The sequence below is a fragment of the Paenibacillus sp. FSL H3-0329 genome (assembly GCF_037963285.1).
GTDB lineage: Bacteria > Bacillota > Bacilli > Paenibacillales > Paenibacillaceae > Paenibacillus_AQ > Paenibacillus_AQ odorifer.
Genome location: NZ_CP150150.1, coordinates 2,309,495 through 2,336,258, shown reverse-complemented (window position 1 = coordinate 2,336,258; position 26,764 = coordinate 2,309,495). Strand labels below are relative to the sequence as shown.

21 protein-coding genes and 1 other annotated feature are annotated in these 26,764 nt (G+C 43.5%); of the genes, 3 read left to right on the top strand and 18 right to left on the bottom strand.

Translation table 11 applies throughout. The features are described 5' to 3' along the window. Positions 1-290 precede the first annotated feature (290 nt). From NSQ66_RS09985 to NSQ66_RS09920, 14 genes are all read right to left on the bottom strand, one after another. Positions 291-1,211, bottom strand: coding sequence for an AraC family transcriptional regulator (locus NSQ66_RS09985; RefSeq protein ID WP_076140904.1), 921 nt, complete (start codon positions 1,209-1,211; stop codon positions 291-293). 44 nt (positions 1,212-1,255) lie between these two features. Further along, a complete protein-coding gene (locus NSQ66_RS09980) occupies positions 1,256-2,062 on the bottom strand; it encodes a class I SAM-dependent methyltransferase (protein WP_076140975.1) in 807 nt (268 codons plus the stop codon). Between the two features lie 63 nt (positions 2,063-2,125). After that, positions 2,126-2,357, bottom strand: a binding site (T-box leader). A 62-nt stretch (positions 2,358-2,419) separates the two neighbouring features. Continuing rightward, complete coding sequence (locus NSQ66_RS09975; protein ID WP_076140903.1) at positions 2,420-3,673, bottom strand: stalk domain-containing protein; 1,254 nt, start codon at positions 3,671-3,673, stop codon at positions 2,420-2,422. A gap of 156 nt (positions 3,674-3,829) precedes the next feature. Beyond that, positions 3,830-4,780, bottom strand: a complete 951-nt coding sequence (locus NSQ66_RS09970; protein ID WP_076140902.1) for a nucleoside hydrolase — start codon at positions 4,778-4,780, stop codon at positions 3,830-3,832. A gap of 63 nt (positions 4,781-4,843) precedes the next feature. Then, on the bottom strand, positions 4,844-5,134 hold the full coding sequence (locus tag NSQ66_RS09965) for a hypothetical protein (RefSeq protein ID WP_076140901.1): 291 nt from the start codon (positions 5,132-5,134) through the stop codon (positions 4,844-4,846). Positions 5,135-5,252: 118 nt separating this feature from the next. Beyond that, positions 5,253-6,434 (bottom strand): MalY/PatB family protein, encoded by a 1,182-nt coding sequence (locus tag NSQ66_RS09960; protein ID WP_036679326.1) that lies wholly within the window; start codon positions 6,432-6,434, stop codon positions 5,253-5,255. 259 nt (positions 6,435-6,693) lie between these two features. After that, the gene (locus NSQ66_RS09955; RefSeq protein ID WP_249267662.1) at positions 6,694-7,932 is read right to left on the bottom strand and encodes a collagen-like protein; all 1,239 of its coding nucleotides are present in this window, start codon (positions 7,930-7,932) and stop codon (positions 6,694-6,696) included. A gap of 283 nt (positions 7,933-8,215) precedes the next feature. Further along, the gene (locus NSQ66_RS09950; RefSeq protein WP_036679320.1) at positions 8,216-8,869 is read right to left on the bottom strand and encodes a deoxynucleoside kinase; all 654 of its coding nucleotides are present in this window, start codon (positions 8,867-8,869) and stop codon (positions 8,216-8,218) included. After that, positions 8,866-9,489, bottom strand: a complete 624-nt coding sequence (locus tag NSQ66_RS09945; protein WP_036679318.1) for a deoxynucleoside kinase — start codon at positions 9,487-9,489, stop codon at positions 8,866-8,868. The genes NSQ66_RS09950 and NSQ66_RS09945 overlap by 4 nt, the downstream gene beginning before the upstream one ends. 495 nt (positions 9,490-9,984) lie before the next feature. Further along, positions 9,985-11,121: a carboxynorspermidine decarboxylase gene (gene nspC, locus NSQ66_RS09940; RefSeq protein ID WP_036679316.1), complete on the bottom strand. Its 1,137-nt coding sequence runs from the start codon at positions 11,119-11,121 to the stop codon at positions 9,985-9,987. A gap of 10 nt (positions 11,122-11,131) precedes the next feature. Next, positions 11,132-12,331, bottom strand: coding sequence for a saccharopine dehydrogenase family protein (locus tag NSQ66_RS09935; protein WP_036679313.1), 1,200 nt, complete (start codon positions 12,329-12,331; stop codon positions 11,132-11,134). 304 nt (positions 12,332-12,635) lie between these two features. Beyond that, on the bottom strand, positions 12,636-12,839 hold the full coding sequence (locus tag NSQ66_RS09930) for a DUF5808 domain-containing protein (RefSeq protein WP_339279731.1): 204 nt from the start codon (positions 12,837-12,839) through the stop codon (positions 12,636-12,638). Positions 12,840-12,988: 149 nt separating this feature from the next. Further along, on the bottom strand, positions 12,989-14,479 hold the full coding sequence (locus NSQ66_RS09925; protein ID WP_076107489.1) for a stalk domain-containing protein: 1,491 nt from the start codon (positions 14,477-14,479) through the stop codon (positions 12,989-12,991). 42 nt (positions 14,480-14,521) lie between these two features. Then, positions 14,522-15,493 (bottom strand): DUF4830 domain-containing protein, encoded by a 972-nt coding sequence (locus tag NSQ66_RS09920; protein WP_076107491.1) that lies wholly within the window; start codon positions 15,491-15,493, stop codon positions 14,522-14,524. A 304-nt stretch (positions 15,494-15,797) separates the two neighbouring features. Between NSQ66_RS09920 and NSQ66_RS09915 the strand changes: the two genes are divergently transcribed. After that, entirely contained in the window at positions 15,798-17,675 is a 1,878-nt protein-coding gene (locus NSQ66_RS09915; RefSeq protein WP_076107493.1) for an LTA synthase family protein, read from the top strand. A 70-nt stretch (positions 17,676-17,745) separates the two neighbouring features. On the opposite strand, the gene NSQ66_RS09910 is transcribed toward NSQ66_RS09915, so the two are convergent. Continuing rightward, complete coding sequence (locus NSQ66_RS09910; protein WP_076140898.1) at positions 17,746-21,348, bottom strand: M14 family metallopeptidase; 3,603 nt, start codon at positions 21,346-21,348, stop codon at positions 17,746-17,748. 260 nt (positions 21,349-21,608) lie between these two features. Continuing rightward, complete coding sequence (ltrA, locus tag NSQ66_RS09905; protein ID WP_036681916.1) at positions 21,609-22,871, bottom strand: group II intron reverse transcriptase/maturase; 1,263 nt, start codon at positions 22,869-22,871, stop codon at positions 21,609-21,611. A gap of 364 nt (positions 22,872-23,235) precedes the next feature. On the opposite strand from ltrA, the gene NSQ66_RS09900 reads away from it, so the two are divergent. Further along, positions 23,236-23,370 (top strand): hypothetical protein, encoded by a 135-nt coding sequence (locus NSQ66_RS09900; protein ID WP_256720279.1) that lies wholly within the window; start codon positions 23,236-23,238, stop codon positions 23,368-23,370. Between the two features lie 112 nt (positions 23,371-23,482). Here the strand turns inward: NSQ66_RS09900 and NSQ66_RS09895 are convergent, their stop codons facing one another. Beyond that, positions 23,483-25,231 (bottom strand): alpha-glucosidase, encoded by a 1,749-nt coding sequence (locus tag NSQ66_RS09895; protein WP_080742684.1) that lies wholly within the window; start codon positions 25,229-25,231, stop codon positions 23,483-23,485. Between the two features lie 262 nt (positions 25,232-25,493). Here NSQ66_RS09895 and NSQ66_RS09890 point away from each other — a divergent pair, with 262 nt between their 5' ends. After that, the gene (locus NSQ66_RS09890) at positions 25,494-26,501 is read left to right on the top strand and encodes a LacI family DNA-binding transcriptional regulator (protein ID WP_076140897.1); all 1,008 of its coding nucleotides are present in this window, start codon (positions 25,494-25,496) and stop codon (positions 26,499-26,501) included. Positions 26,502-26,549: 48 nt separating this feature from the next. Here NSQ66_RS09890 and NSQ66_RS09885 read toward each other — a convergent pair whose 3' ends face one another. Further along, positions 26,550-26,756 (bottom strand): hypothetical protein, encoded by a 207-nt coding sequence (locus tag NSQ66_RS09885; RefSeq protein WP_036679303.1) that lies wholly within the window; start codon positions 26,754-26,756, stop codon positions 26,550-26,552. Between the last annotated feature and the right edge of the window lie 8 nt (positions 26,757-26,764).

Genomic DNA, 26,764 nt, shown 5'->3' with positions numbered 1-26,764 from the left:
CCTGTAACGGACTCCAGTGCACCTATTGACCGAAAAAACGCCCAATAAGTGCCTTTTGCAATGAATAGCGTCAGCGGAGTCCGAAATCATGTTTTGATAGCTGATAACATACAAATAACGTCATCCGAGTCCGGAAGCCTCGTGGAGTGATGGATAAACCGATACGCATTCAGGCATATATGTTACAGGTTATCTTCAAACTGGTGAAACCTATAAAACCTGGGGTTATGGGCTTTACTACCATTTCGTCCATCGAGAATGGAACTGTAATCGAGTAGTAGAGTTTGTTTTTAATGTCCACCGACACTTTTTATAGGGATATAAAGATCAACTTTTGCTTTACCTTCAGGGTCTGTATATGGATCATTCATACAAAATTCGAGCGCATACCGATCATCCGGTTCATAATCACTATTAGGTAGCCATTGACCGTACACACTTTGATAGGCAATAGCCAATTTGTCGATCGTATCATAAAACGGATATAAGGCATAAAGACCACCAGATAAAGTTTTGAACTCTACGCTCGAATCACCCTCTTTAACAAACTCTTCTGGAATGGTTATGCAGGCATCATATCTACAAGAGTATTCGTCAGTCACGCTGGGATCATCTAAAGAAATACCAATGAAGTATTCTGTTGACGGTAAATCATTTTTCTCAACCCACTTGCTGAGTGTTCCCCATGCCTTATACGTTTCAAGATAGCTGCCAACATGCCTTACGTATGCCACTTGATAACTTGGAAGTTCTTTTACCTCAATGTTCATTTCCCATACTCTCCTTAAAAAATTATTTATGTTGATACTCCCATCATAATTTTTAGAAGGAGACAATTCTTCCTGATTATTGCTGGAAATTAACTGATAATTGCTATGTTCTTGCATTGACCTTCTCATCTCGCTTGGGGTTGCCTTAAACAGTTTCCTAAAGGATGAATTAAAACTTGAGATGGAACTAAAACCGCATAGAATTGAGATATCTAGCATGGTTTTATTGGTTGTTTCAAGATAGGTAACCGCGTGATATAGACGTCTTTCCGTCAGATAGGTCATTGGTGTTTTATTTGTAATTGCAGAAAAAACTCTAGAAAAATGATACTTAGAAAAATTAGAAACTTCAGCTAGCGTTTCTAGATTTATCTCTTGATCTAAGTTGTCCTCGATAAAATGAAGAACCGTCTGAATACGCACCCTGTAATCATTGTTCACTAGACCTACCTCAATCCCGTGATGATAAAATGATTTTTCCTTATTTATTTTCTTCGCCCTATATACAACAGATGAGAGGAAATCCCCAAAATGGATGGATCCTTTGCTGCGTTAATGAGAAATTCAAAGAGCTCCTCATGCTCACCCCGGTCTGTCCAGTATTGTTTCTGCTCATTTGTCAGTAATGCTCCGAGGCTAGAAGAACCAATTAAATCAATGGTTCGAAATCCATTCTCCTCCATGAAAGGTTTTATATCCTCAATATTGAAGTAATAAGCTCCCGTAAACCTACCTTCATCTTTATGATTAAAAATCCCGCTATCATAAAACTCTTGTATTGAATCCATGTTGTCATTAGGCTTCCAATGTTGTGGGAACTGTAAGGATGTAAGAGTCATTCTCATCCGACTTTGAAAGGCTACAAATACGATGCCATTCTTCTTTGTCACACGAAACAATTCCTTAACTGCTAAAATCCGATCCTCTTCTTCTTGCAAATGATATAAAGGGCCTAACATCAGAGAAGCATCAAAGCTTTCGTCTGATATTCCCTCTAAACTAGTTGCATTCAGCACATGAAAACCTTTAAATTGCTCAGTTAATCCTAATTCATTAACCTTCTGCTGAGCTATTTCAACTAACTTAGGGGTAAGATCCGATAACGTTACGTTATAGCCCAGCTTCGCCAGCTCCATGGCATATTTACCGGGCCCAGCACCATTATCCAGTATAGATTGTGCGGTAGTTAAATACTGTTTTATATAATGCAGATTAATGATGAACTCCAGCGGCTCCCTATCCAATCTTCCCCACTCATCAAATTGGGAGTAATAATCAATAATATTGCCCATTACCAAAACACCGACCTTCAATTGTATTTTTTACTGTAGAGAACAGAAAAAACCTATCGCCTCCAAAGAGGCGATAGGTTTAACCTTCGCGGTACCACTCTTTTTGATCGTTGCGTATTGCTTATAATAAACAACGAATCTTAGAACCCGATTACGGAGGGTTAGCCGTTAAGATCTACTGAGGTTCGATCTTACCGCTCATGGGTGAGTTGGGGAACCTACTCCGCTGTCTTGCACCAACCGGCAGCTCTCTGGGCAGTAGTTATTCCTTAATACTCCCAATCATTACGTTTATTCCGTATTGTATTTTGACCTAGTATATATTTAGAAATTATTCCCTGTCAATACAAATTCCACTTACAGCTCTACTGACTTACCCATTTCGTTCCAGACAGGCTGTCCGATCAGACCTAAACGCCAGATCGCAATTCCTTTAAGACCATAACGTTTAGCAAGTCCTACCTTCGAATTCACTGAAGATTCGTTTTCGCTATACACAGAGATCCCGAGGATCAGCTTATCCTTACTCACTTGCTGAAGCGCAAGCCGGATGCCTTCATCAACTAAACTCATCGGCTCTGGAACTTTTTTCTCTTGTAAATAATCGTACGCCATAATGACCAAATCATCTGCAAGTGTTCCTAAAGTTTTGTAATCATATCCTTTATAAGAACTATTTAATGGATGAAGAATAACGGTAAGTTTAAGTCCTGCTGCATGTGCTTTTTGTGATAGGTTTTTAACAAAAGCATTGTAATCTGCTTGCACCTTCGCCTTATCACCTGTTAGACCTAGGCCCTCCAGATCCAGGGTAATGCCTTGGAATCCTTTTTGCGTTGCAAGATCTACGATTCCAGTAATCGTCTGTCCTTGAAGCTGCTTATCTTCCAGGTTCTTAGTTAACTCTGATGCGGTATCTCCAGAGAAGACCATCAGATAAGGAGCTGTTCCACCTGCCGCTGCATTCGTGACAATCGATTCTGGCGTTACGTCACCAGCCGCTTGAGGCCATTTGAAATCAGTCCCCGTTGTGGTGAATTGCCCGCTTTTATCAATCCCACTCCAACCAAAGGCCACAGCATCAAAATTAGGAAGTAAGGAAATCTCACTATAAGAACTCAGAGCATAGAAACCAAGAGTGTACAGCTCAGTCTTCGGCGAAGTAATAGATACGGTCTTCGTAGATTGATTCCAAGCTACACCCGCACCAAACTGCTGGCCGAAGAAGCTAAGGGGAATCATCGTTGTATCCCGGATCGTCTGCGGAGCAACTCCTAACTTCACAACCGCGCCGTTAACACCTGCATTTTTGCTGCCAAGGGTCAGGGTTACCACTTTGGTCCCTGCAGTATCTGTTTTGGTAGCCGTAATTTTCTTCTGCGCTTGATTCCACTCGACATTAATTCCCAAAGCTTCAGATATAGCTCGGAATGGCACCATCGTTGTTCCGCTCATCACAACAGGTTCTACTGGAAAGGGTAGTGGATAACCATCCAGCACAATACTAACTCCACCAGCTGTGGCTGCCTGTGTGGTATTGTGGAATAAAGCCGTGGTGCCTCCTAGCGAAATAGCCAAACATAATACTAATTTACCGATTCGCTTGTTCATGAATGATAAGTCTCCCTCTTCTATGATATGAAGTCTAATCTTGTAAACTCTTATATGTCCTCTACCATTTTACCAAAGATTATCCAATTGTAAAATTAATAGATTGTCATCTATGAGCTTCGAAATTATTTTTCATATTAGAAGAGGTCGGCAAAATTACATAAACACGCTCAAAAAGGTTCCCACTGCTCGTTCAACATCTACATCCACTGCAACTTGTATAGGTTTACCTACTTTTGGCTGAGCCCGCAAGTCCGCTACGACCATTCCCGATGTAAACTCACCTTTGTGCTCCACACGAACATTCATCTCTTTGTAGGTTACTAGATCTGGTTGCAGCGCAACCATAAGTGCGAGTGGATCATGCAGCGGTGCGCTGTTGATCAAAAAGTTCGCTTCACGATAGAAATTAAAATAATGAGTAAGCGATTGTTCCATGAACGAAATGATCGCTTTATTTTCTTCACGTCCAAAACGGTTTAATAAATCGATATGCTCTTGGGTAATCCGCGTCTTAAGCGTAACGTCTAGACCCACCATCATAACAGGAAGCCCAGATGTAAATACATGATCAGCAGCTTCCGGATCCCCAGCAATATTCGCTTCCGCAACCGGTGTTCTATTGCCGGGATTGAAGATCGTACCGCCCATCACCACTACTTTTTTCAAAGTATTCTTAATACCAGGGTCCATATCAAGCGCCATAGAAAGGTTAGTTAGATGTGCCAGTGTGACTAATACAATCTCTCCGGGATTCTCATTAGCCATCCGAACAATAAACTCAGATGCAGTTTCGCTAATGGGACGCTGGCTGGATGGAGCAATTTCCACATTACCAATACCGTTCTCACCATGCACATGAGTGGCGTAGCCTGAGTGCTCACGAACAAGTGCCTTGGAGGCTCCGATCGCTACAGGAATCTCATAACCAGGCTTAGCAAGCTCAATTAGCCGCAGTGAATTGTCCGCCGCCTTTTCGACATCAATATTCCCAAAAACGGTTGTAATTCCTTCTACAATTACGTTTGGAGCGCGTAAGGCATATAGAATCGCCAGTGCATCGTCAATACCTGTGTCTGCATCAATAATAATTCGTGTTTTGCTCATTTATGTTCTCTCCCATTATGCTTTTTTCATAAAAGTTATCATATCACGGCCAACGAGGGTCGCTCAATTCTTATTCAATTCCTGTTCTTTAAAGGCTTCAATAAACCGCTTGGGATCACACTCTATCAAATAAGCATACACACCCTTACTCGTGTGCAGATAGAACATGCCGCCCATATCCCCCATTGAACGATAAGACATATCGAAAATATCTTTTAGCGGGAATTCCCGATGACGAGTTACAATTCTATCTTGATATAAATACATTAGCCGATTGGAAGCAACACTTCGTTGTTCTCCATCCCTAATTTCTCGTTGTATCTTATAATACGGAAGCTGGGCTACCCATTTCATTTGCAGTCCTCCTGCTTGTCGTAATGGACTCCATTTTATTATTCTTTTTACCCTATTGCAAAATAAAGAAGCTTAACGACCCCATTAGCGGAATCATCAAGCTTCAGTAAATCACCGTTTATTTCTTTGTATAAGCTGCGGCTGCCTTGCAAAAGCGTTCCAATGCCTCAACTAACGTAGATCTCGGACAAGCCAGATTGATCCGCAGATGGCCTTTGCCCTCTGTTCCAAAAACAGAACCTTCATTAAACGCAACTTTAGCCTCTTTGTGCATCAGCTGCTTCAGACCGTCTATTTCCAAGTTCAGTTCGCGGCAATCTACCCATAACAGGTAGGTTCCTTGCGGCTGCATCACATGAACCTGTGGTAAATGCTCCGACAAATAGCTAATAGTATAATCCACATTATCTGATACATATTGTAACAGCTCATCCAGCCATTCTTCTCCGTCGTTGTAAGCGGCTTGTACTGCTCCTTGCGCGAAGAAACTAGCCATATGTAAGCTCAAGGCTTTCATTTTTTGATCAAATTTACGTTTCAATTCCGGATTCGAGGACACGATAAAAGAGGATTGAAGCCCCGGAAGATTGAAGGTTTTGGTCGCGGCAAGTGTGGTTAACGTAATATTGGCAATTTCCTCAGACAAAGATGCAAAAGGAATATGCTCATACCCTGGAAGCGCCAAATCACAATGGATCTCATCAGAGATAACTGTCACTCCGTGGCGCAAGCACAGTTCACCGAGCTTCAACAGTTCTTCTCTTTCCCATACTCTACCGCCTGGATTATGCGGACTGCATAACAGCAGCAGCTTAGCTCCACCCAACATCAGCCCTTCCAACTGCTCATAATCCATCTCAAAGCGCCCATTACGGACGATAAGCGGATTCTTGGCAACCTTCCGGTCATTCATCTGGATGACATCATAGAAGGGATAATAAACTGGCGATTGTAAAATAACCTCGTCCCCAGGCTCAGTAAACAGTTCAACAGAGAGGCTTAAGGAAGTTACAATTCCGGGAGAATCTGAAATCCACTCCGGTTTGATCTGCCAATCATGCCGTCTTTTAAACCATGACGTGATGGCTTCTTTATAAGTATCACTAGGTACACTGTAACCGTAAACTCCTTGTTCTGCGCGGCGCAGAATGGCTTCCTTCACTGCGGGAGGACTTTCAAAATCCATGTCTGCCACCCAAAGCGGCATAATATCCTTCTCACCAAACAACTTCTCGGATTGATCCCATTTGTAAGAGCTAGTATTACGGCGGTCAATTACGCGATCGAAATCATACTTCAACTAAAGTCACCTCATCCTTATAAACTTATCTTTTATTGTATCATGAGGAAAGCGATATGGCATCTTAAGATAGAATCAAAAGAATTCACATAAATAGATGATTAATTTCAAGTCGTTAGACGATAGAAAAACAATAGAATGTTAATAGTAAATACTCTGAATAAAGAGGAGGACCTTCGTTCGTCCTCCTCTTTACAATAATCATAAGTAAAATCACCAATATTAAGGTGACCAACTTATCTATACGAAATACACCTTATTACGCTAATTGTGTAATAACGAGATGTGCTGAAACAGATCTTGTTCCTCCAGCGAGAGGAGTAATAGTAAGTGCAGTAGAGTTACCAGCAGGATTCCGAACGGTCAGGATGGTGTTAATAACCGTTGTTTGCACTATAGCCATTTCTACGATTTGTGATGTACCTGTTGCGCGTCCAACTACAGTATAGGCGAGATCCGCGCCATTAAGAGTCAAGATGAGTTGTCCTGCTTCGGTTACACTAACCTGAAACAACACCTGATAAGTCCCTATTGCTGCTAAATTAAAAGAACTAGGACCCGTTCGTGCAATTGTCGTCCCGCTGGTAGGTCCGTTTTGAGGAAAACTTACGTCTGTGCCCGGTGCTACAGTTGCTGCATTATCAGGAGGCATTAGGGCAAAAAAATCAGCAAAACCTAATACGCCTCCTGGTGCTCCGGTTGCCCCCGTTGCTCCTGCTGCTCCCGGTGCTCCGGTTGCTCCCGCAGCTCCTGCTGCCCCCGGTGCTCCAGCTGCCCCCGGTGCTCCGGTTGCTCCCGCGGCTCCTGCTGCCCCCGGTGCTCCAGCTGCTCCCGGCGCTCCGGTTGCTCCCGTTGCTCCTGCTGCTCCCGGTGCTCCTGCTGCTCCCGGTGCTCCTGCTGCTCCCGGTGCTCCGGCCGCTCCCGGTGCTCCGGTTGCTCCAGCTACTCCTGGTGCTCCTGGCGCTCCTGGCGCTCCTGGTGCTCCTGTTGCTCCCGGTGCTCCCGGTGCTCCTACAAAACCTTGTGGTCCTATAGCTCCTGCAGGACCAGGTAAACCTTGCGATCCCTGAGGACCTACAACTCCTTGGGCACCCGGCACGCCTTGGGCACCCTGAGGACCAACGGGTCCCGCTACACCCTGTGGACCAATCGCTCCCGCTGGCCCTGGTTCACCTTGAGGTCCTTGGGGTCCTGGAGGTCCGCCGGCGGGTCCTGGAGGTCCTTCAGCTCCTTGGAGTCCTCGTGCTCCTTGAGCTCCGGGAACGCCTTGGGCCCCTTGTATTCCTTGGAGTCCTTGTGCTCCTTGCGGCCCTTGCGGTCCTGTAGCACCAACGACTGTCGGTGTAGTAACATTCACTTCTGGTGGAGGACAAGTGACTTTTACAATCTTCTTAATAACTTTTCGACGATGTTCTTTTCTTTTTCTTTTCGAAGGAAATACAGTGGCGACTTTTTTCTTATGACACTTTTTATCGTCTGGACAACTCAATGCGTACACCTCCCTATAAATATAGTTCAGTGTACGCATCTTACTAATTTTAGACATGGACCAATAACTAGTTTCTATTAGACTGGAACCTATTTTCATAAAAAAGGGCTAATAAAGTAGGAGGTGGCCCTTAAGTACATTACAATGTCCACACCATTTTTATTTACTTTTCGTATTTTATGATTAGGACAACTGACACTTCCCTATTAGGCCCAAATCATAGATTTGGGTCTTTTTTATGAGCACATAAAAAAACAACCCCCAAACCACGGGAGCTGCTAATCATCAACTATTATATTTTATCAACAGGCTTACGAATGGTGTTGCCTACCTTCGTGAGAATATCCGCCATTGATGCCGAGTCATTTACGTCATAATCATCAATGTTCAGACGAAGCACTGGGCAAGCTGTAAACTCATTGATCCATTTCGAATATCTGCCATGCATATGCTCCCAGTAGGACACGTCCGTTTGAATTTCCATTTCACGGCCGCGTTCATTAATTCGCGCTAAAATAGAAGGAAGACTGCCTTCAATATAAATCAGCACATCAGGGTGTGGGAAATAGGGTGTCATGACCATGGCTTCATACAAGCTTGTATAGGTTTCATAGTCTGTCTTGGACATCGTGCCTTGATCCGCATGCATTTTAGCAAAAATACCAGTGTCCTCATAAATCGAGCGATCTTGAACAAAACCACCGCCCATTTCGAACATTTTCTTCTGTTCTTTAAAACGTTCGGCTAGGAAATAAATCTGTAGATGAAAACTCCATCTCTCAAAATCATGATAGAACTTTTCAAGATAAGGATTATGATCAACTTGCTCCAGCGAGGTTTGAAAATCTAACCTTTTAGCCAAAGCACCTGTTAAAGTGGATTTCCCCACCCCCACGGTTCCTGCCACGGTAATTATGGCGTTAGCTGGGATGTTATATGGATTCATTTCATTAGCTCCTTTATGTGAGAGGCAATTTCGACGAAGTGTTCTGGGTTCTCCACGAAATCGACTGCATTTCCATCTATGGTAATAATAACGGTAGACGGCTCTTGAATCGCTAGAGAGCCCATCGCATCATCATAATCTTCTATCAATTGCTGCAAATACGCAGTATCCATATCCCCTTCAAAAGGGCGTCCGCGTTTGGCGATTCTTTTTAACAAGGTATCGAGATCTGCTTTTATATAGAGAATAATATTTGGCTTCGGCAGGTCATCCGTCAGCACATGATAGATTTGTCGATACTTTTCTCGTTTCGTTCCCTTCAGCGTTCGTTCCCCAAAGATAAGGTTCTTATAAATATGATAATCCGAGATCACCGGTTTACCTTTATCTATGTACTGAGTTACTGTATCTTCAAGCTGCTTGTACCGATTACAGAGAAAAAACATCTCCAGTTGAAAGCTCCAGTCATCCATGTTCTGATAAAATTTAGCCAGAAACGGATTCTCATCCACAATCTCCTTAATAATCGGTAAGTTTAATTCCTCTGCAAGCATCGAAGCTAATGTTGTTTTTCCAGCCCCGATCGGGCCTTCCACTGCAATAAACGGTGCATGTTCCATTGATGCTGACTTCCTCCTCAGATACGGACCCTTCAATAACTAATTTTAAAAAACAGACTAAATTATTGTATCACATGAGACCTTACTTGTGAGCGGCTAATTATGAAGAAACTTTTCCAGTAATACAAGTGTCCAACTGTAAGATAAACGCATATATAAGAGAGTTATTCCTCTGAAAAATCGGTTCGACATCTATCTTCTCCCCACGAGGATGAATCGGACCGAGGAGACTCTATTTCCGAAAAATCGGCTGTTTCAGCATACAATCGGACTCAGTTGCAGCTATTCTACCAAATGCGCCCTAATAATAGTCACTATCCGACCAATAAGAGCTATACAGTCCATAACCTTAGCTAAATGAGCTAATAAACACCAATAGTTGCCATACGGTCCTTTAGCATCACTTCTCTTTTCCTAGATGTAATTGTGCATTCAAAGGACTGGAACCATAGCAAAAAAGGTGTCCCTGAAGGAACACCTTTTTAGATCATTCTATTAAGATAAACGTCCGCTGAAATCTTCGAAAGCGAACTGTTTAATTACTTTAATTCCCTCTTCGTCATTGTAGCTGACGATAGCTGGCAGATTCACGCCGTTAAACATATGGTTCTTCACCATAGAATAATGCGCCATATCTAGGAATACGAGTCTATCGCCGTATTTCAAAGGCTCCTTGAAGGAATAATCTCCAATAACATCTCCGGCTAGGCAAGTCATTCCACCTAATCTGTACGTATAAGGATATTCCCCAGGTTGTCCAGCATCGATAATGTTCGGACGGTATGGCATAGCCAGTACATCTGGCATGTGGCATTCAGCCGAAGTATCGAGAATCGCAATGTCCATTCCGTTATGCATAACATCCAGAACGGTAGCTACCAAATATCCAGTATTAAGCGCAACGGCCTCACCTGGCTCCAGATAGATTTCCACACCGTAAGTCTCTTTCATATGCAGAATGCAGCGGACAAGGGTCTCCAGATCATAATCGGGACGTGTAATATGATGACCGCCACCAAAATTAAGCCATTTCATCCCTTTGAGATAAGGTCCGAACTTCTCTTCGACTACCTTGAGCGTACGCTCCAGTGTGTCTGAATTTTGTTCGCACATGGTATGGAAATGTAATCCATCAATTCCCTCAAGCTCTTCAGGTCTAAAGTTAGGGAGAGTTACTCCCATTCTGGAATAATTGTAGCATGGATCATACAGCGGAACTTCGATCTCGGAATACTCCGGATTCACCCGAATGCCGCAGCTGATATGCTTCGGTGCATTTTTCACACGATCCTTGAATCGATTCCACTGGTCAAAAGAATTGAACACAATGTGATCGGAGTATTCAAGAAGCTCATCGAATTCACTTTCCACATAAGCTGGTGCGTAGACATGAACCTCTTTGCCCATTTTTTCATAGCCAAGTCTGGCTTCGAATAAGGAGCTGGAAGTTACGCCATGCAAGTACTTGCCAACTAGCGGATACAAGGAGTGCATTGAGAAGCCTTTTTGCGCGAGCAAAATCTTAGCTCCTGTACGTTCTTGTACAGAATTCATAATCTCAAGATTGCGGGTAAGCAATCTTTCATCTACAAGGTAACATGGTGACGGGACAACGCTGATATCAATATCCATCAATCGCGCCTTAGTCTAGCAGCGTTGGCGAGAAATCTTCTTGCCAAGGCAGACCATGTTTATTCAAAGCTTCCATGAATGGATCTGGATCGAACTCTTCTACGTTGTACACGCCTGGTTTCTTCCAGATTCCTTTTATAATTAACATTGCTCCGATCATTGCAGGAACGCCTGTAGTATAGGAAATGGCTTGGGAGCCAACCTCTGCATAACATTCTTCATGATCGCAAACGTTGTATACATAATAAGTTTTTGGCTTACCGTCTTTAGTACCTTGGATGATACATCCAATGTTAGTTTTACCTTTTGTTCTTGGTCCCAGGGAAGCCGGGTCAGGCAGCATTGCCTTCAAGAATTGCAAAGGAACGATCTCTTTGCCTTCGTACATGATAGGCTCGATAGAAGTCATACCCACATTCTCAAGCACTTTCAAGTGAGTCAGGTAGTTCTGCGAGAAAGTCATCCAGAAACGGATCTTTTTCACGCCCTTGATGTTAACAGCCAAGGATTCCAACTCTTCATGGTACAAAAGATAAATATCTTTAGGTCCGATTTCCGGAAGATCGTAAACTTTCTTCTCAGAAAGTGGTGCGGTTTCAATCCACTCGCCATTCTCGAAATAACGGCCATTAGCTGTAATTTCACGAATATTGATTTCAGGATTAAAGTTTGTAGCGAATGGATATCCATGATCGCCAGCGTTGGCATCTACAATATCAATGGTATGGATCTCGTCAAAATAGTGTTTTTGCGCGTAAGCCGTGAACACGCCAGTTACACCTGGGTCAAATCCACTGCCGAGCAAAGCGGTAAGGCCAGCTTTCTCAAATCTTTCTTTGTAAGCCCACTGCCAGGAATATTCGAATTTCGCTGTATCTTGTGGTTCATAATTGGCAGTATCCACATAGTGCACTCCTGTTGCCAGGCACGCATCCATGATCGTCAGGTCCTGATATGGGAGAGCGACATTAATAACGACATCCGGCTCAAAGCTCTTGATCAGTTCAATGACTTCGTCCGTGTTATCTGCATCGAGCTGAGCAGTAGAAATCTTCGTGCGGCCTCCGGCTAATTTATCTTTCAGAGCGTCACATTTCGCGACAGTTCTGCTGGCAATGCAGATCTCTTCAAATACATCCGGGTTCTGGCAGCATTTATGAACAACAACACTTGCTACGCCGCCAGCGCCAATAATTAACGCTTTTCCCAAAATAAAAACCTCCTAAAATTCCATTTGCAAAATCAACAAGGCTGATTATACATAATATTTTTGAATAAATCAATAAAAACCGACAAAAAATGATGTGTTTTGTGTAAAATCTCTAAGAAATCTTGTTAATACTCTTAAATGCTCATATTTCCTCGATTATCCACGTGTATAGATCAGGTGTTTTGCTGGAACAGAGTGGATTTTCAGAAACTAGAGCAACTAGATTATTCTATCACAAGAGGGTTATACTTCATACGATTTATTTTAAAATCAATGAAAAACCTCACCATCCTTTCAACTCCGCCTAAAAACGTTCGGTTTCCACCATTCCAATCAACAGCACTGCAACAAATACAAAGAGGCCGTAATATATACTCTTACCCGTTTTTGTCGCAATATTAATCGTTGTTGCTATGCCCATCCGTTTCGCGACCAGAATTGAACGATCATTGGGATAATTATAAGTTGTCCCATTTTTCCAATATTCATCATCATCCGTATAAAGAATCCTCGAAAAGATTCCCGCTTACATTCTTCAAAATCGCATACGCTTTGTTTACCGTTATTGCATTTCCCTCTAAATCTTCTGCGCTCCACGCAAAAAGCTGAACTCTCCAGAAGGAGAATTCAGCCTAAAGCTTCTAATAAATAGTCAACTTATTTATTGGAATTTATTCGAACTGCATAAGCATCTGCATCCCATTCTACCTGCGCCCCCAACATTTCGCTTATCAATCTGAGGGGTACATAAACGCTATCATTAATGAAGACCGGTTTTTGATCTGTTGCTATTACCTTTCCATTAACAGTCGTTTGTCCAGTTACCGAATTCAAGATCAGAGTTGTAGATCCCTTTACAGCGACCACAGCTCTCGATGGAACATCCCAACGAACATTAACTCCCATCTGCTCGAAGACTCCTCTTAAAGGAACATATGTCGAATTATTAATTAGTAGTGGCGGCATAGTCAGTTCCATTTCATTCCCATTCAACAATACTTGAATAGATTTCTTCACGAGCTGAGGCGTATTCACCTCGATCTCTCTGACCCCCAGACCCGTCTGCCCAAATTCATTTGCTCCCCAGGCAAGGACATGACCATCTTTTAAGAGTACATAATGATTTCTGCTCCCTTTAGAAATGGAAACTGCATTCTGAATACCCTTTGACTGTGTAACATTAATCTTGTTCTTATCGCCAACCGTCCACTGCCACACGGTCCCATCCGCCTTCACCGCGGAATCTGTTGTCAGCGAAATGACGTCTGAAAGCCCTGGAATCTGAACGGGTTTTAGAGTTTCTCCCAGATATGGATCTATGTAATTATTCCAAATCCATACTGTACCATCCCATCTCAATGCTGCCCCATAGAGCCCATAGGCTCCGTCCATATCAACCGCTCTATATTCTCCGCTTCCTTTAATAAGCGTAGGCTTTAAGATTACGCCTTTTTGCGTTCCCAGCGGTTGCTGCGATCCCCACACCCATACCTCTCCACCATTACCAAGCGCCACTGAATTATTCGATCCCGCTGCTATAGACAGGACAGAGGGTAGTCCCTTTACCTGCACCGGGGTTAGCTTGTTTTTCCGCGAATCGTCACCGAGTTCACCTTGTTCATTGCCTCCCCATGCCCAGACCGTTCCATCTTTAAGAAGAGCTAAGCTAAAGGTGCCCCCCGCAGAAACAGCTTTCACATCTGTTAGCCCTTGCACTTGAACAGGCTCTACAAGAATCTTAGAGGACTGTGTTCCAATGCCAAGTTGTCCATGCTCGTTCCCCCCTACTGCCCACACTGTTCCATCGTCCTTCAACATCAAGTTATGACGATAACCACCTGAGATTTGCTTTACATGATCGATATGCATTTTGACGGGAGTATACGCTGGTGTGGTCGCCCCATTACCAATAGAGCCGTACCCACCACCCCACGCCCAGGCTGTTCCATCCGCAGTGACGGCATACGCACTTCTGTCACCAGCGTCCAGTTGGGTGATGCCAGACAATAATTTCTTTTCTTCAGGTGAATTCACATTATCTGCTGCTGCCACTAAGGGTGAGACCATAGCCAAGCTAAGAACAGTCCCGACAACAACTCTACATATCCGCCTTACCTGCACTTTTGACATCAAACTTTGTTTAAACACTTGAGATCACTCCTTTTATTAATAAATAGATAACGCAACAACTCACGGTCCCGTTCCAAAACCTCCAATCTTCCAGCCGTTAGCGTGTTTGGTCAACACTGCGAAGCGAGTCTCCCGGCCATCTGGGGTATTGAAGACGGGATTTAGTGATTTCATATACAGATCGACCACAATATTTAACGTTGTGCGATCACCGATGTCTTTGATTTCAGAGCCAGTATCATAATCCATCACTTTATAAGAGGTAGGCTTAGCCTCAACAATACTTTCACTGAGAGCATTTTCACCACCAAAACCCGGGTTATAGAGTTGATGCTCTTGACGGTTAACCGTCAATGCAGTGAGTAAGGCATTAGGATTCAAACATGCGCGGGCGCGGGTATGATTACCCACCTGTATAGCCTGGAAAAAAGCATCCAGCAGCTCGAAATGGCCTAATGAGGCTAAATCACCATTCTCACCTTCCTTAGCAAACAAACCTTCTCTCTCCGTCCACTCCTCAAATGTATATCCTGTAATGTCGGTCAAGCTACGCTTCTTAATAGAAGGGCCGATACTTTGAATATTAAATTCCAGCCAAGCCCCAACGGTATTTCCTGATTGAACAAGCAAAACGAGATTGGAGGGATAAGAAAATTCTTTTTGTTCGCCAGAACCAGGTAAACCATCGACTAAGGAATACCGCTGTACCTCTACCGTGGCACCCTTCAGGAGGGTCAAATCCAATCCGGCATCTTTAGAGAACTCATTCGCTAATCGCCAGTAAAGTCCCACTGGATACTCCCCCAGCTTAACCTCCCAGTTCTGTGGTACCTCAACTGCAAATGTATCCGGATGGTTCTGAACTTTATAATCCAGTGTTAGCAAAAAGTCTTCGGGAACCTGTGGTACAGACGTTGAAGCTATAGAGCCAGAAGGCTCCACACCAATGGAGTTCTCCCCTTGATTACAACCTGAATTTAAGAGCACAAGAAAACAAATCGTTACCATCGTTATGAACTGCCGCTGGGTCATCTAATTCCCGCCTCTCTAATCACTCCTCTATATTTAGACTGAGGAATATTATACAAAGTTGCGGGAAACTGGAAATTATTAAAATCATTTTATACGCATAGGACCCTGTAGTTTGGGATTGGCGTTGATTTTACCTGCTTATGCGGCATAAATCGCTTGTTGCTTCACTCTAGGACTCTCGTCCACCTTTTGACACTTGATAACTTCGGGAGCATAATAAGCTTCGGCATATTGCAACGGATTTCCATGAAATACAGGTATATGCAGGACCTTGGTGTAATTGCATCAGAGAGGATGATAACGAGTGAAAAAAGATTTTGATATAAAAAACAAACCCTTCCTAGTCTTTAGCTTCGTCCTGCTGCTAAAATGCGCAGTGGCCTGGTTCGTAGTTTTTAGCGACGGTCCTAACTGGAGCATGCTGCTGACAGAGATCCCATTTTTCTTTATCGTATTTGGACTTATTGAATGGATGGCTTCCAAACGAAAATTTCTGTATTACATGATAGCCAACCTATTGATTTCAGTCATATATTTCGCCGTCCTAATGTATTACAAATATTACGGTGTAATTGCTACTTATCATGCCTTGGAACAAGCAGATAAAGTAACTAAGGTGGGAGAAAGCACATACTCGTTGCTGGACCCTTACTATTTGTTCATTTTTGTGGATATTGTAGTGTTCATGTTTTTTATGTTCCGTCCGAAATATATTGCGATCTGGAAAGAAAGAGGTATGAACCGCCGCATGAACCGGACCGCTTTGTTTGGGATCATCAGTGTTTCCTTAGCAGTTTGTGTCTTTAATGTTTGGCCGAATCATGCCAGTATGAACGAGAACAAAAAAGCGGAGAGTATGGGGATTCTTAATTACGAGGTCTATACTATTTTTGCCGATACAAGGGAAACAGAAGAAATAATCGACAGCAAAGAAATCACGCAACCATCCATTAACGAGACCAAAGGAATTACAGAGCCTGGCTCACCGAAGTACTGGGCGGCAGCTCAAGGTAAAAATCTAATCGTGGTACAAATGGAATCTTTTCAGAACTTTTTGCTGGACCTGAGCATTGACGGACAGGAAGTAACACCCAATCTAAATAAGCTTTTGAAAAGCGAACATTATTTCAATAACTTCTATACTAATGCCGGGCAAGGAACAACTTCGGATGCTGAATTTGTGGTGAATACTTCGTTGTACGTTCCTCATCACGAGGTAGCCACTTCATCCAATTATATGGATAAGGCGCTTCCGAGCCTGCCTAAGCTGATGAAAGCTAATGGATATAATACAGCAACCTTTCACACCAATAGCGTAGAATTCTGGAACCGCAAAACTCTATACAAAGTCCTAGACTTTGATAAGTATTACGATCAAGCGTTCTATGGGGATGGTGATCATATCGCATTCGGTGCTTCTGATGAGGTACTCTATGCCAAGACTGTGCCTGAATTAGTCAAAATGGATGCTAAAGATGATCCTTTTTATGCAATGGTCATTTCTATGAGTGCTCATCACCCTTATAAAATGCCAGAGTCAAAAAATAAAATGACGCTGCCTAAACGGTATGAAGGTACCCTAGTTGGCAACTATATTCTAGCTCAAAATTACGCAGATTATGCAATGGGACAATTTCTGGATCAATTAAAGTCCAGTGGTCTATGGGATGATAGCGTCATTGTCTTTTACGGGGACCATCAGGGTGTATCGCTATATTCCCTTGATGGCAACGAGAAATCGTTAATGGAAGAAATGGTCGGTCACGAATATGGTTATACCGATATGTTCAACATTCCTTTCATCGTACATGCGCCAGGGGTAGGTCAACCTACGGTATACAGCCAAACTGGCGGCCAGATCGACATTATGCCAACTGTAGCTAACCTGTTAGGGATTTCAATGAAAGATCAGCTCTACTTCGGAGAAGATCTGATGAACCAACAGACCAACATGCTCCCTGTCAGACACTTTTTGCCTACCGGCTCTTTCATTAATGACACAAGCATGTATTTGACTGGTGTCGATTACGATGATGGAGACAACTTTAATCTAATCGATGGCTCTGAAACAGAGGGCGGTTCGACAAAAGAACAATTTGACGCCGTTCAGCGGCTTCTAAATATGTCTAACAGCTACATTCAACAACTGCCGGATTTACCATCTACGGATAATGCAGAGTAACTATAAAAAGAATGCCCCTCAGCCAAATAGCTGAGGGGCATTCTTGTATTATTTTATAAGTATCTAAAACTTAATTAAGCTTCAACATCCTATCAATAATCACTGCTGCTTGAGCACGGTTGGCAATGTTTTTAGGACCGAAGGTATCCGCAATCAGACCTTGCACAATACCTTCCTGAGTTAGTAATGCCACCGCTTCTTTACCGTAAGCAGCGATTGTTGCCTGGTCTTTAAAGTTAGCCAAAGCGGCATTTGTATCATTTACCGACTTGCCTTTAAATTTCTTAAGTGCATTGGATACAATGATTGCCATTTCCTCGCGTGTAATCGCACGGTTAGGATCAAACCTTCCATTGCCTACACCGTTAATCAATCCGTTCTTGACCCCGGATGCAATGTATCCATAAGACCAGTCAGAAGCTTTCACGTCACTGAAGGCAGCGGTTGATTTCACATCAAGCAGATCAAAAGCTCGCACGATCATGGTAATAAACTCGGCACGCGTCACCTCTTTAAGCGGAGCAAAGGAATTATCGCTCACTCCTTGCAGGATCCCTTTTGCCGCCAGCTCTTGAATTGCCGATACTGCCCACGCCACCTTACCTAGATCCGTGAAGTTAGAACCTATTGGGTTTGGTGTTGCAGACGGCTGCACAGTTGGAGTTGGAGCTGGCGTTGGTGTTGCAGACGGCTGCACGGTCGGTGCAGGTGTTGATGTTACAGATGGCTGCCACGGTGTCGAAGGTGTTGTTGGCTCTGGTTCATTCACCCCGTTATCCATACCATCCTCTTTAGTCGCCGCTGGAGCAGCAGCATAGATTGAATTGGCAAGCAATCTGAATTGATTTTGCGGATGATATTTATTCATCAGATCATTCGCAAATAACGTCACATGGATGTTGTCTGTATTGTAAGTAAGCGCCAATACTTGGTCTTGTGCAGCCTCGTTATTCGGCCACCAGCCTGCTTTGAAAAAGTCAGCTCCTGATCCGTATTTCGCCAAGATCTCTGCGCCTTCAGGCACTTTTGTAATATAAGCCGCGGAAACTGTGTAGAGATATTCGCTATCGGCATAAGGCGCTGTAATTACATTGTCCTGAGAGACCTCAGCCTTAAACAATCCCTCATGAGCATCTTCTTTACCATCCTTATTGACCGGAGTTGAATAGTCCAGTCCAGGGAGGACCTTAAGCCCTTTAACAGTTTTTAGCATCGTTCTTCCATAACCGATAAACGGTTTACCTGTAGCAATCAGATTCGTTCCCGAATTGATTAGAACATCTGCTGCCACTGTATCCGTAGTTACGTTAAACCCAAGATCCTTCAGCATAAATGCAGTCGCTCCTGCAATAGCTACCTTAGGAGCCTTAAGCAATTTACCCGTTCTGTTCTCTGCAGCACTAAACGGCACAATATCCAGCAGATATTTAGACGATACCGTTCTAAGATTGGATCTGGAAACAAGGAAACTTCCCTTCTCGTAACCTGTACCCCCATTCTCCAGCAGTGTCACTGCCTTATGGTTGGCTAGCAGCTCATTCACAGCTTTTATCGCATCATTGTTGCTGTTTTTAATCACATAATTTTGCTCGAACGGAGATTGATCCAGATTCGTACTAGGGATCGTTACACCGCTAACCTCTTCTGTCTTCCCAGTGAATGCTCCTACAGAACGGCTAATATATCGGTCAAAACCACGCATAGCCGAGAAATTCTGTACCGTATCGGAATACATCTCATTAAAATCCGAGACATCTAGTCCATCATACAAGACAAGATTCGCATAACCTCTTTTGGCTTGATGCATATTCACCACATAGGTTCCAGCCGGATAGACTACAGAATCTACAGTTACACTGGCTGTTGTCCGTTCTACTTTCACATTGTTACGCAGTAGGTACTGAACCATTTTGTAGGTTTCCAGATCATTTTTTTGCAAATCTTTTGCAACCGGAAGAATGTAATACTCAGGGAAGAAATTCGTATTCTCATCTACCCCTGGACGTCCAATAGACTCATTCTGTGCATTGATTAGATAATCTTTAACAGCAGCATTAGTATTCTCATTTTGGATACCCCGTTTGAAGATTTCCAATTGATTCAGGAACAGTTCCTGCTTGTTGTTGATCACATAATCGGTGGCCCCCAAAGCCGCATAATAAAAGGCATCCAGTGAATCTTCATTCAATTCAGGCACTTCAATGGTATGCCCAAGTGCTCCTTGATGCATGGCATATACAGCTGTGTAGGCTGGCGAAGCATCATCCCAACCTGTTGCATTCGTTCCTTTATAGTTCGGATCCTGTTGTGTTTTTTCGTATTCTTCATAAGGGATATGGTAGGAATCATATTTTGTATTAGCAATCCCCGCCTTACCCATGGCATTTGCTTGCTCAAGCATACTTGGCATTACAAGATCATATTCAATGTTAGGATCATGAGGTGGTGTGCAAGGCTCAATCAAGAAGCCACTTACAAATCCATGCATGTCCAAAAAGGTAAGCGGCGTCCACTTAGCAATTTGTGCAGTTACCGCTTGTGTCTCAGGTTGGGTCTGGTAAGAGTTGTCCCGATTTGGATCAAGCAGCGTTGAAGTTTGACGCGTGTTTAACGCGCGACCGTCAGGATTCTCTACATAATCAAGCAGGAAAATCACATGGTCAAGCGCTTCGTCGATGTTCAGAACTACCTTTTTCGGATTTCCATTCTCATCAGTGGTATCATAGGTGACAATTTGCTGTGTCATCAGCGTATCCAAAAACTTAATGATTACATCGACACCATTGGCTTCATCGGCATGAATGTTATTCAACCAAATAGGTACCTTATAATTCTGCAGATCCCCGTCGTTAATTTTCTTTTGCAGGGCTTCAGGATCATTCATCATAAGCGGTAAGGTCTCGTTCAAATATTGATCTACTGAGGACTTATCCTTAGCAACAATAGAGAAATGAATGGCACGACCTTGAGTTGAGGTCCCAATTTGCTGATACTCTACATATCGATCATATTTATTATTGCTTTCAGCAGTAATCCTATCGATCGCGGGTTTAATCTCATCATATGTATGATAGGTTTCATATGGATTTAGTTTGACTTGCTGCTCTACCAGCACATCTCCAGCAGGTAATGTCCCGATTAGATTATAAATTCCCACTCGTTTGACGTACTCTGCACGTATACCCGTTAGTGAGAGATTCTCTCCGTACAGCAAATCAAAATGAATTAAAGCCTTTACTTTTGAACCTGAGATCGGCTCATATGTCACTGTTACGAAAGGATTACCTGAATAATCTTTCGCATCTTTATTCCATTTTTTCCACTCTGCCAGCGGCTTCATCTCTTCCGCCGTTCTGCCAAAATTCCAGATGATATCTTGAGGCGATGCCCCATCAGGAAGATCTAAAGTCAATTCTAATGTTCTAGCTTCCGTCATAGAAGCTTTGTATACTTCTGTGGAAACTGTCGCCGCTATTTGTTCATAGACAGCAGTCGCTACCGTAGTTTGTTCTGAAGAAAGCACCGCTGGGTCAGCTGTGTTCTCCGTAGAAACCGGAGCAACAACCGCCTGCGGGTTAATTTCGGTTGCAACTTCACCTGCATATGCAGCTGGAAGCAGACCCGACATCATAAGTGTAAAAGCTAGTAATAAAGATAGTATTCTCTTGGACATTTTTTACCTCCTATAATTTTGTCTACTTTCACCCCAAATTGAATGAATATACACTTATATGAATCTGTATTCATAACATAATATAGTATTCTATTAATTTTGGGAACAAAAATAATAGAAAAAATAATATTTTTATACGACTTGCCTAGGTAAGCGTATTCATTTTGTGCAAGAGTCCTACACTACCGCAATCGAGTAGGAGGGGGCGGCTAGCCCCCGACCTCTCACACCACCGTACGTACCGTTCGATATACGGCGGTTCATGAAATATTCCGTAAGGAGTTGTATCTGTCCAATACACTCTTTAATCCATTGGCTTCCCAATATTGGTTATTCAATGCATGTTGTAGAATTGGACTCCCTGCAATTCGCCAATACCCTTTTCGGGTATTTCCCCACTCATAGGCTTTATCCTTAGGTACCCCTAAGGATATAAGTCTTTTGACTTTGGTTCTAGGGGTCTTCCACTGCTTCCAGAGGCACATTCGTAGCCTTCTTCGTATCCATTTATCCATATCTCGAAAGGTACTTGGGGTATCCGCCAGCGAGAAATAACCGCACCATCCCATGAGGTAGTGGTTTAGTTCCTTGATTCGCTCTTCCATCTTCATCGATCTCTTTCGAGAGGATATCTCCTGTATTCGAACCTTGACTCTCTGTAAGGACTGCTTCGCAATTCTCACCTTTGGTTCTTTGTCCACACTAAAACTAAATCCTAGAAACTTTCGTTTCCAGGGACGGTCTACCGCGCTCTTTACTTGGTTCACCTTCAGCTTTAGCCTCGTCTCGATGAATCGGGTGACCGTTGTCTTGACTCTCTCTCCTGCTCTTAGCGTTTTCACGTAAATATTGCAATCATCCGCATAACGAACGAAGCGGTGCCCACGTTTCTCGAGTTCTTTGTCGAGCTCATCTAGGACAATGTTAGATAATAACGGACTCAGTGGACCGCCTTGCGGGGCACCTTCCGTTGTCGGGGTTACTAACCCGTTCTCCATCACACCTGACTGAAGATATTTGCGGATAAGCAGGAGAACTTTCTTGTCCTCCACTTTCTCCGAAATCTTCATCATCAGTCGGTCATGGTTGACGCGATCAAAGAATTTCTCCAAGTCTAGGTCGACTACGAATCGATATCCTTCTTTCATAAAGGTTCGAGCTTTCCTCACCGCATCATGCCCTCGTCTTTTCGGACGGAATCCATAGCTATGGTCGGAAAACTCTGGATCAAACAATGGAGTTAACACCTGCGCGATTGCTTGTTGAATCATTCGATCTGTCACGGTAGGTATTCCTAGTAACCTAACACCTCCGCCACCGGGTTTCGGGATTTCGACTCGGCGCACGGGGCTCGGTTCATAGGTTCCTTCTTCTATGGCATGCCGCAAGGTCTGCCAGTTTTGTACGATGTGTTCTCGTAAGGATTTTACGGACATCCCATCTACGCCATGACTTCCTTTATTCGCTTCAACACGCTTTAAGGCTTGCAGAAGATTTTCCCGTGATAGCAGTTGCTCCAACATTTTTTTTTAACCTCTCTTTACGTGATTTATACCTTCCATTTGTGCCAAAGATGAACTCCGCCCTGCTGAAGTCCCCCACGGGATTCACCGTTTCCTTCTTCAGTCAGGTCCTTTCGGATTTTTTTTTCTGCATTCATCGCTCATCTTGAACGCCTGGATGTATAAATCCTATTCCATGTTCAGCCCTTCCGCAGCTGTTGCAACAGCTTGCGTACTATGGCGTCTGCTGACTTCTGTGCACTCAGCCTACTCTCACAAGTAGGGTTACGAAGTATACTCGCCTATCACACAGATCTCCCCAGGTAAGAACGCTATCTTCCTCTCCATCTATCTGCTTCATTTACTCTCGTACGCCTTTGGCAGTATGGACTTTGGTTTGTTGTGCAACCTCATCCAGCCTACGTTAGCCTTGTATGAAGTTCGTATTCCTCAGACCGGAGATTTGCCGCTGGCTTCCTTCAGATTCCACCTCGCGGTGGACACCCTTGCCTTAAGCTAATGGCTACTACTGCCTTCGCCATTCGGGACTTCAACCCTATAGATAGCGCCCATGCTGGGCGCACACAAAAAAAGCGCCCGGATAACCGGGCGCTTTGAATTACAATAATATATTAAACTGTTTCTGGAAAAGAAGCTTCACTTAACTCTTGTGCAGGTACAAGTTCACTGCTCCCCTCTTGCTCTACAGGTGCGTTAACCAGCATATACACACGGGACTCGTAAGGCCGTAATGCGACAGTCTCAATCGGCTCCGCAGGATCAACCTCATAGTTATGCAAGAGCAACTCACTAGTATCAAACTCCAATTCAAATGGAAGGTCAAACAGCGCTTCCTCTGCTGTCAGGTTAGACATGACTAGCAGTTTTTCATTTCCAAGCGTCCTAGTATAAGCATAAATACGTTCATCTTCAGGCAAAATGAGATCATAAGTCCCGTAAACAGTAACGGGATTAGCAGCCCGAAGAGCGATAAGCTTTTTGTAATGATGATAGATGGAATAAGGGTCCTGCTTCGCCCGCTCCACATTGATTTCCGTATAATTCGGATTCACCTTCATCCATGGCTTGCCGCTGCTGAAACCAGCGTTTTCAGAGTCGCTCCATTGCATTGGTGTTCTAGAGTTGTCCCGACCGTTCTTCCAGATTACCTCCATGACTTCCTCATGTGATTTACCGGCTTCAGTCTCCAAACGATACAAGTTCTTCATCGCCACATCATCGTAATCATCCATTGATTCAAATCTTACATTGGTCATCCCAATTTCTTGACCTTGATAAATAAATGGTGTTCCCTGCATCAGGAAATACATCGTAGCCAACGATTTAGCTGACTCTTTCCAATACTGGCCATCATTTCCCCAAGTAGAAACTGAACGCGGCTGGTCGTGATTTTCGATGAACAATGCGTTCCAGCCTCTGCCCTCAAGACCTTTTTGCCAACGGGAGAGAGCTGATTTTAGCTGCAGAACATCCAATCCACCTGTCACACTCTTATTCCAAAGAGCTAAATGCTCGAATTGAAAAATCATATTAAATTTGCCTTGCTCTTCACCCACCCACGACTCCGCCTGATCAACATTTACACCACTCGCTTCGCCAACCGTCATGATGTCATATCGGTCAAACGTCTCCTGCTTGAGCTCCTGCAAGAAATCGTGAATCCCTTCACGGTTCATGTGACCATCGCCAGACGGAACATACGGAAGATTCTGTGGATTCGGCAGATCGGGATGTCCGGTGATTTTTTTAATATGTGAAATGGCATCCACCCGGAAGCCGTCGATTCCTTTGTCCAGCCACCAGTTGACCATGCTATACAATTCACGGCGCACCTCAGGATTCTCCCAGTTGAGGTCTGGCTGTCTTTTGGAAAATACATGCATAAAATATTGCTCTGTGGCGGGATCAAGCTCCCAAATCGAACCGCTGAAAATACTCTCCCAGTTATTCGGCTCCTTCCCGTCCTTAGGATCACTCCAAATATAATAATCCCGCTTCGGATTATCCTTGCTTGAACGTGCTTCAACAAACCATGGATGTTCGTCCGAAGTATGATTAATCACTAGATCCAGAATCAGCTTCATGCCTCGTGCATGAACCTCGTGCAGCAGCTGATCAAAGTCGGCCATGCTGCCGAACTCCGCCATAATATCCTGATAATCCGAAATATCATAACCATTATCATCATTTGGGGATTTATAAATAGGACAGATCCAAATGACATTGATGCCAAGCTCCTGCAAATAATCAAGTTTAGAAATGACTCCTTGCAGATCCCCTACACCATCACCATTGCTGTCCATAAAGCTCCGTGGGTAAATTTGATACGCCGTGGCTTCTTTCCACCATGTTCTGTTCAATGCATGCAGCTCCTTCGTATTCATATACCCTTCATAGGAAAATATTTTCCCTAAATTCATTAAAATTAATAATTCAGTTATTGTTTTTAGCAAAAATCCAACTTTATCGTTCAAAAAAAGCTTTTTTCAAGGAAATAATTTTCCTACAGCGATCATTATAGGACCTTTTATTTCCTAGGTCAACAACAATCTTTTGGATTCTTGAAGCTATCCGTGATATGCTTGCGAGAGTTGAAACACCAAGTGAATCATATGGAAAGTTATGGTGATCTTCTTGAAGGTAAAGATAAAAGATATAGCCCAAATGGCGAACGTTTCGATTTCTACGGTGTCCAGGGTAATCAATAACAGCAAACCAGTAAACGAAGATGTCCGTAAACGAGTATTGGAAGCTATTAAACAAACCAACTACCGTCCGAATGTCATCGGCCTTGAAACGGACAAAGCTAATACACAGCTGATCGGTGTGATCATTCCGCAGAATAGCAACACTGTACTGGATGACTTCAATGTTGGTATTCGCGATCTTGCGGATTTGTATGGATACGACATTATGGTCGGATTAACGGACGGCAGTGCAGAAAGTGAACAACACTATTTGAAGATGTTCCAGCGTATTGGGACGGAAGGAAATATATTTGTGGGTTCAATTCCAAACCATGAACATCTGGAGATCATCCGCAGCTCAAATACACCTTGCGTGCTTGTCGGGCAACAATCGCAGGTGGATATGATTCCTTCCGTTCATCTGGACAATATAACTGCCTCCTATGAAGCTGTTACTTATCTGATTCAAAAAGGTCATCGCAAAATCGCTATGATTCGCGGCTCGGGAGATAATGCGGTGGGTGGGGATCGGTATAAAGGCTATCTACAAGCCCTTATGGATGCAGGCATAACCTTAAGGAAAGAATGGGTAGTAGAAAGTGCGATGGCCGTCGAAGATGGGAGCGACGCCATGCGCCGAATTATAGATAGCGGGGAGTTACCTACTGCGGTGTTTTGCTCTACAGATTGGATGGCAGTTGGAGCCATGAATCATTTAACCGATAACGGTCTACGGGTGCCAGCTGATGTCGCCGTGTTCGGTTTTGATAACAGCTTCATTGCCTCTATCGTTCGACCTAAGCTTTCCTCGGTTGAATACTCTGGAACGGAGATTGGGATGACCGCCACCCGAACCTTAATCAAGCTGATTAAAGGGGAGACCGTTGTGCCGCATCATGCAAATGTGGCTCATTATTTGGCTATTCGGGAAAGTACGGGTTAGGAGCTGTGGAGCTCCTAACCCTTTTTTATACAGATGATGTTATTGATGTTATTGTGTGAACCCTACTTTGGCTCGTTCACGCGTTTTGGTATCTAGAGAGATAGAACAGATCGAGCTGATTGGAATATAAAACTCTTCAAAATCCGTCCGATATTTGACGAAATTTTCACTTACCGTTTCCAGCACTCCTTTTGTAGCGTTGGAGCCATCCACAAAATAGATTGTTACCTCTTTTCCCTGCAAAACCTCCAGCATAGCCTTCT

What these genes read in the sequence shown, in the direction of transcription:
- NSQ66_RS09950 (WP_036679320.1), bottom strand. Translation starts at nt 8,869, where the DNA reads ATGAATCCATATAACATCCCAGCTAACGCCATAATTACCGTGGCAGGA.
- NSQ66_RS09920 (WP_076107491.1), bottom strand. Translation starts at nt 15,493, where the DNA reads ATGACCCAGCGGCAGTTCATAACGATGGTAACGATTTGTTTTCTTGTG.
- NSQ66_RS09965 (WP_076140901.1), bottom strand. Translation starts at nt 5,134, where the DNA reads ATGAAATGGGTAGCCCAGCTTCCGTATTATAAGATACAACGAGAAATT.
- NSQ66_RS09890 (WP_076140897.1), top strand. Translation starts at nt 25,494, where the DNA reads ATGGTGATCTTCTTGAAGGTAAAGATAAAAGATATAGCCCAAATGGCG.
- NSQ66_RS09970 (WP_076140902.1), bottom strand. Translation starts at nt 4,780, where the DNA reads ATGAGCAAAACACGAATTATTATTGATGCAGACACAGGTATTGACGAT.
- NSQ66_RS09980 (WP_076140975.1), bottom strand. Translation starts at nt 2,062, where the DNA reads ATGGGCAATATTATTGATTATTACTCCCAATTTGATGAGTGGGGAAGA.
- nspC (WP_036679316.1), bottom strand. Translation starts at nt 11,121, where the DNA reads ATGGATATTGATATCAGCGTTGTCCCGTCACCATGTTACCTTGTAGAT.
- NSQ66_RS09900 (WP_256720279.1), top strand. Translation starts at nt 23,236, where the DNA reads ATGGACTTTGGTTTGTTGTGCAACCTCATCCAGCCTACGTTAGCCTTG.
- NSQ66_RS09910 (WP_076140898.1), bottom strand. Translation starts at nt 21,348, where the DNA reads ATGTCCAAGAGAATACTATCTTTATTACTAGCTTTTACACTTATGATG.
- ltrA (WP_036681916.1), bottom strand. Translation starts at nt 22,871, where the DNA reads ATGTTGGAGCAACTGCTATCACGGGAAAATCTTCTGCAAGCCTTAAAG.
- NSQ66_RS09975 (WP_076140903.1), bottom strand. Translation starts at nt 3,673, where the DNA reads ATGAACAAGCGAATCGGTAAATTAGTATTATGTTTGGCTATTTCGCTA.
- NSQ66_RS09885 (WP_036679303.1), bottom strand. Translation starts at nt 26,756, where the DNA reads ATGCTGGAGGTTTTGCAGGGAAAAGAGGTAACAATCTATTTTGTGGAT.
- NSQ66_RS09945 (WP_036679318.1), bottom strand. Translation starts at nt 9,489, where the DNA reads ATGGAACATGCACCGTTTATTGCAGTGGAAGGCCCGATCGGGGCTGGA.